This window comes from Pyxidicoccus fallax, assembly GCF_012933655.1.
GTDB lineage: Bacteria > Myxococcota > Myxococcia > Myxococcales > Myxococcaceae > Myxococcus > Myxococcus fallax.
Genome location: NZ_JABBJJ010000512.1, coordinates 1 through 6,234 on the forward strand (window position 1 = coordinate 1; position 6,234 = coordinate 6,234).

Sequence of the window (6,234 nt, forward strand, 5' to 3'; positions counted from 1 at the left end):
CTCCCTCCCCCTCAACAGGGCCCCCATCTTTCCTTGGCGTCTGTTTACTCGAGCGATGCGGCCCTCCACCGGGCACGGTAGTCACCTCGTCCGGATGGCGCGTCGAAGAGGCAATCGCCCGCGCGGCATTGGGGGGCTCGGTCTGTGTCGAAAGCTCGTCCGCGTGGGCGTCTTCCATCATGGGCGGGGTGATGCCGCCTTCGTCGTCCGGCAGGTCAAAGTCCCTGAGCCTGTCTCCCGCCTCTACGAGCGCCTGTTGAACCTCTTTCACCGCGTCTGCGCTGGAGTACGACCCCAACTGCGCCAGTCTCGCGCGCATGACGGTTTCCAGCTCGGCGGCCGTGGCGAAGCGCTCGGCGGGGTTGCGCCTCAGCAGCGTGTGGAGGATGTCCCGGAGTGGCACGGGCAACCCTTCCGCCGCGCGCTCTATGTCCTCGGAGCGGTAGGCCATGGCGCACCAGATGGCGTCCTCGGCGAATGGCGGCAGTTCCGTCACCATGGACGCCACCGAGGCCGCGAGTGCCTGCTCCCGTTCCTCTGACGATAGTCGCGCCTCCACATCCTCAATGCGCAGGTGGCCCGGGTCGTAGAGGTGCCGCCCAGTGGCGAACTCCAGCAGGGTGAGACCCAGGGAGAACAGGTCAGCCCGAGCGTCCACCATCTCCCCCAGCAACATCTCCGGCGCGGCGTAGAGGACTTCGCCCTGGGGACGCGGGAGCGAGGTGGCCAGCCGCCCCGCCAATCGCGAGAGCGCCACGCCGAAGTCCGTCAGCTTCACCTGCCCGTGGGGGTCCAAGCGAATGCGGGCTGGGTTCACGTCGCGGTTGACGATGCCCAGCGGCACGCCCGCGTCATCCATGCGAGTGTGCGCGTAGTCCAGGGCCGCCGCGACTTCCGCGCCCACGTAGAGGATGAACGCCTCGGAGAAGTAGCGCCCGCACGCCTGGGCCACGCTCAGCAGCGTGTTGAGCGTCAGCCCTTCGACGTTCTCCATCGCCACGCACAGGCCGTACTCCATTTCAAAAAGGCCGTGGACGCGGGCGATGCGCGGGTGCTGGATGTACTGCGCCAGCCTGACCTCTTCCTCCAGCCGAGCACGGGTGCGCCGGTACTTCTCGGTCAGGTTTGCCACTTGCGGCACGGGCACGCACTTGAGCACCACGCAGGGGCCCAGCCGCTGTCCCGTGCGGGTCTGGGCGAGGAGGATTCGCTCACCGACGCGCCCTTGCCCCAGGTCCCGGAAGAATTCGTAAGAGGTGTCGCCATTCGTGAATAGGGCAACGCTCCCGGCACGCCGAGAGTCAGACGGATTGGACATGGGCGGGAAGCTCCGGTGCCCGCGCGAGAGGAATTCGCGCAAAGGCACGCACAAGGTAACGCCAGCCCATTCCGGGAGGAACGACGTGATAGGTCAAAAAACTTGGAAATCCCATTCACTCGGAGTGAGGGGGGAGAGGCCCAAAATTGCAAAGGGGCTTTACTCTCTCCGAGAGAGCTACGGCCAGCGCTCGACGGCATAGGCCGGGGACGTTCGGGGGAGCTGCGTCGCTCCTGGTTTAGAGCCGGTCCATTTCTCCAAGTAGCCCTTGCGACCCAGGACGATGCACACCGGCACGGTGCGACCATCGGGGAGCTGCGCCTCGGTGTAGCGGCCCACGGCAACTTCGCCGCTCGTCCATAGATAGCCCGAGACCAATGTGCCGACCGGCAGCCCTTTCAAGTGGCTGAGGCGCACCACGCCGGTCACCGGGCCATCAGCGTAGACGCCCCGCTCACTCTGAGCGCCGGGCTGTCTCCTGTCCAGGGTGAGTTGCACGGTGTCACCTGGATCCAAGCGCAGCCCATCCTTGCGCTCCCAGTTGAACATGGCATCGCGCGCCTCAGAGGGGCAGTCAGCGGGCTCGGGTCGCACCTGGGCACCCGGGCAGCCCAACTGGAGAGCTGCGGCAGCAGCCGCACCCGCGCACGTCTTGAGGAAGGTCGCCCAGGGCGACGGGGGCCAGCTCGGACGCGAGGCGGGGCTCTTCGGCTTCCTGTCGGTGGATCCAGCGGGGAGGGGCATGGGCGTGGGAGCGCGCTTCACGGGAGGGCTTTCCTTCTGGACAGGTGCGGGAGGGGGCAAAGCTACCCCAGGGGGCGATGCGGCGGGCGCTGGAGGTGAGGTGGCGGCCATCGCGCCGGTGCCTGCGTCCCGCGCGACGAAAGGCTGGGCGGGTACTCGGACATCCGGAGCCTGTGTCATTGGCGGCGTAGAGGGGCGCAGAAGCGCGTAGGCAGCCAGCGCCACCACGCCGAGCACCATGGCGGCCACCGCGCCCACCCAGCGCCGCCGTGGGGGACGGGGCGCTATCTGCGGCTCCTCCTCCGGCGCGGCGGGGGCGAGCAGGAGGTGTGGCACGGGCATATGCAGGGGCACCACCCATTCACCGCCTTGTTGCGACAGCAACGCTTCCAGCTGCCGGCGCATGACTTCGGCCGTGGGCGCTCGCTTCTCTGGCTGGCGGGCAATGAAGTGCAGGACCGCAGTGCTCAGCGGCTCGGGCACTCGCGGGTTGAGGGTGTGAGGCGCGGGCGGCGGCCACTGGCCCCCCACCAGCACTCGCGGCGGCTCGCTGGCTGGCTGCGCATTCGTCAGCACGTCATAGAGGCAGATGCCCAGTGCGTACACATCATCGGTCGCCTTGAACTCGTAGCGCGCGCCGTGCTCCTCCCCGTGCTCGCGCAGGAAACGAGACGCCTCGGGAGAGCGATAGCGACGGGTGCCGGGCGGCAGCGGCGAGTCCGTCAACTCCGGGGCCCGCGCGTAGTCCCCCGCGCTGAAGTCCAGGATGAAGGGCTCACCGTCCAAGGCGCGCACGAGGATGTTGCCCAGCTTCAAGTCCCGGTGAAAGACGCTCCGCGCGTGCAGGTGGGCCAGCGCCGCCGCGAGCTTGGCGAACACGCGCACCACCTCGCGCGCCGTCGGGTGCATCTTCTCCACCCACTCGCCCAGCGTGTAGCCCTCCACGTAGTCGAGAACGACGTAGAACCAGCCCTTTGTCACGTCAGGCCAGCGTCCGTGGGCGTGGATGCGCACGATGTTGGGATGGCCGCTGACCTGGACGAGGCACACCATCTCCCGCGTGAGCCGCGCATCCGCCTGCTCCGCGTCCCCGCTGCTGGCGCGGTGCATGGCGAGCTTCATCGCGAAGCGCTGGCCGTCCTTCTCCACGAGGTAGACGGCACCGTAGGTGCCCGAGCCCAGCAGCCGCAGCACACGCCAGCCGTCTACCATCTGCCCGGGTTGCAGGTGCGCCGGGCTTATCGCGGTCAACATGCGAAGCGGTTCTAGAACGCGAAGCGCGGGATGAGAAGACGCCGGGAGCCCTCCCTGTCACGCAGCTCCAATCGAAGGGCCACACCGTCCGGCCAGCTCGGGGCTCCGGTCTCCACCACGACGAGGGCCGTCCCCCCTGGCTCAATCCGCGGCTCCCGCATTCGCACTGCGAGCACGTCGATGCGCTCGCCGCTCGCAACTGTGGCAAGCCGCCCCTCCGTAGGTGTCCAGGGCTCAGCGCCGGTATTGCGCACGCGCAACGCCACGGCTGCCCATTCGCTCGCCCGGTGGGTGACAATCTCTTCAAGAGCCAGACGACCACTTCCCGCATCCTCCGTTGGGTCAATCTTCCCTGTCTGGACGCCCTTCGGGTTCAACAGGCCCGCGAAGATCATTCCGGCCGGGCCGCTCGCCGCGCTGCGCACGCGGAGCGCTTCCAACTCAGCATCCTTGGCTGCACATGCGGCGCGGACTTCGTCCAACTCGGCCTGCACAGCCTCTGCCGTGCGCGGCAGCCGCGACACCATCACCTGGCCGTCTACCTCGGAGCCGTGCGTGACGAGCGAGAACACCGCACGAGGCGGGGCCAAGCCGTCCGCAAAAGGCACGGTCAGCGCCACACTCTGCCCGGACGCGACCTCCATTGCCGGACGCAGAACGACGGTATGGTCGTTGACCTCCACCCTCGCGAAGCGGCTCCCGGAGTCGTCGAGCGTCACTGAGTCGCGGTCCACGGGCGAATCGAATTCCAGGGTCGTGAGGTAGTCGGGCGCGACGCGCAGCTCTACCGGCTTGTCGGCCGTGGCAACGGAGAGCGCCACGCGACGCCGCTTCAGCTCGCGCCCGCGTGTGGCGTCCTGGGCCATGGCCTTCGCGCCCAGCAAGGGGACAGACAGCAGAACGAGCCGACGTGGGACAGAAGGCACCGGCGGACAACCTCCGAAGAACTGCGCCCAACCTAGCAGGTGAGGCGCGGGTTCCGGTCGCCATCGCACTCACCGCCGCAAGGGTCCGTTCCGGCAAGATTTCAGGGGGTACGAACGGCGAAACGAGTGGGGGGCCACGGTTTTTCTGGGAGATTTTCCCAGTGTGTGCGACCGCCGAGCACGGTCCCAAGTGGCCTCGCTTCGGAAATCGGAGCCGGGGGGGACGTCTCTAGGTCCGTCCACCGCGAGAGCAGGCTGCGGAATGCCAAGCCCTTTGGGTTGCGAGCGAGCGGAGCACGTTCGCCCAGCGGTGCCGGTGCCTGTGAACCGCCCGCAATAAGCGCACGCATTTAACCACTGTACGGGAGACAACCAAAAGCAAACATGATTGAAGTTCTTGAGAAGTACATTCCGCACGTCATCGCAGCGCTTACTCAAGCCGGGCCTGATGGCCTCACCGTGAAGGAGCTGCGCGGGCACCTCGGAGCGGGTGAGCAGTTTGTTCGGCGAGCCTTGACCCTCTTGCTGGCCACTGGCGCGGTGCGTGTGTCCCACCGTCATAGGCCCGGCGTGCGCGGTGCGGTGCCGTGCGTCTACATGCTCGCTGAGCCCAACGCGCTGATGCTGGCAGCTACGCCTGCCCCACGTCGAGAGGGGGTGACGGAGTGACTGACGCAGCTCGTATCTCCTTCTCCTCTCTCCCTCTTCTCCTGAGCGTATTTCAAAATTAAGGAGTGAGCCGCCGGTAGCAGATGCGCGCGCACGCCAGCAGCATCAGCGCGCGATGAGGCGGCGCCGTTTTCTCGAACTGGGTGCGGAGCCTGCGAAACTGGTACAACCAGGACAGGCTCCGCTCCACAGGCCAGCGTGTCTTGCCCAGACCGCTGCCGTGGGGTGTCTTCCGCCTGGCAATCACTGGCTTGATCTTCTTTTTTCAGTGCCCTGCGGTGCGACTCGGAGTCGTAGCCGCGATCTGCCTGGAGGCTCTTGGGCCGCCGCCGAGGGCGCCCGGGTTTACCGCGCACTGGAGGGATGGACTCCACCAGCTTGCGCAGCTGGGTGATGTCGTTGCGGTTGGCCGCAGTCAGTTCGATGGACAGCGGAGTGCCCTCGGCATCGGTGAGCAGGTGGTGCTTGCTGCCACGCTTGCGCCGATCTACCGGGCTGGGACCCGTCTTACGCCCGCCGCCAGGAGCTCGCAGATGCGCGCGGTCCACCAGCGCCCGCTCCCAATGCAGCAGCCCTCGCGCCTGCATTTCGGCCAGTAGCGACTCCAGCAGCCGCTTCCAGACGCCCGCACGGTGCCACTGAGTCATCCTTCGCCAGCAGGTGACGCCACTGGGCCACTGGGAGGTGGCCGGCAGGTCGGCCCAGGGAACCCCCGTCTTCAAGGCGAAGACGATGCCTTCGAAGGCCTTGCGGTCATCCACCGGTCTTCTGCCGGCATACTGCCGGTGGCGGCTACGTCGGCGTTTGGGAAGCAGCGGTTCGACGCGCTGCCATAGGTCGTCAGGAACCAGGGGCTTGGCCATCCGCGCTCCATGAGCACAGGGTGCGCACTCTCAGCCCATCCAGCTACCTCCTTAATTTTGAAATACGCTCAAGGAGAGGACACCGCGAGTGGACTGGGTCGAGTTGCGCAGGAAGACGTTCGACTTCGACGTGTTCGCCTGCGTGAGGTGTGGAGGTAGGCTGCGGGTCTTGGCGTACGTGAAGGGGGCCCCCCGGGTGCGGGCGATTCTGGAGCACCTGGGCTTGCCGACGGCATGTGCGAGGTGGGCCCCGGCACGAGGGCCACCCCAGGCCGTGTGGTGTTGAGGCTCAAGACAGCCAACAGGCCGGCGGCTCCTGCCACGCACCTGATGGGAGCGCGGCCTGGGCAGGCGCGTGCCCCAAGGGGGCTCAAGCGGCCTGTCCACCGGCCGGGAGCATCGCTCTGGCGGCCCCGTCAGCGGCCCTCCTCGGCCCCTCTGCACCCTCCCTCCCCTCAAC

The 6,234-nt window shown here is 67.4% G+C and carries 4 protein-coding genes; all 4 read right to left on the bottom strand.

From position 1 onward, the window contains the following. A partial coding sequence (locus tag HG543_RS50350) for a serine/threonine protein kinase (protein ID WP_169352120.1) occupies positions 1-1,318 on the bottom strand: 1,318 nt, incomplete at its 3' end. Between the two features lie 177 nt (positions 1,319-1,495). Next, complete coding sequence (locus HG543_RS50355) at positions 1,496-3,316, bottom strand: serine/threonine protein kinase (protein WP_169352121.1); 1,821 nt, start codon at positions 3,314-3,316, stop codon at positions 1,496-1,498. An 11-nt stretch (positions 3,317-3,327) separates the two neighbouring features. Next, positions 3,328-4,182, bottom strand: a complete 855-nt coding sequence (locus tag HG543_RS50360) for a DUF2381 family protein (RefSeq protein ID WP_169352122.1) — start codon at positions 4,180-4,182, stop codon at positions 3,328-3,330. A 787-nt stretch (positions 4,183-4,969) separates the two neighbouring features. Continuing rightward, positions 4,970-5,774, bottom strand: a protein-coding gene (locus HG543_RS50365) for an IS5 family transposase (RefSeq protein WP_371876580.1) whose coding sequence is annotated in 2 segments (ribosomal slippage) — positions 4,970-5,168 and positions 5,167-5,774 — 807 coding nt in all. Because the reading frame shifts where the segments join, the coding sequence is not laid out codon by codon here. Positions 5,775-6,234 lie beyond the last annotated feature (460 nt).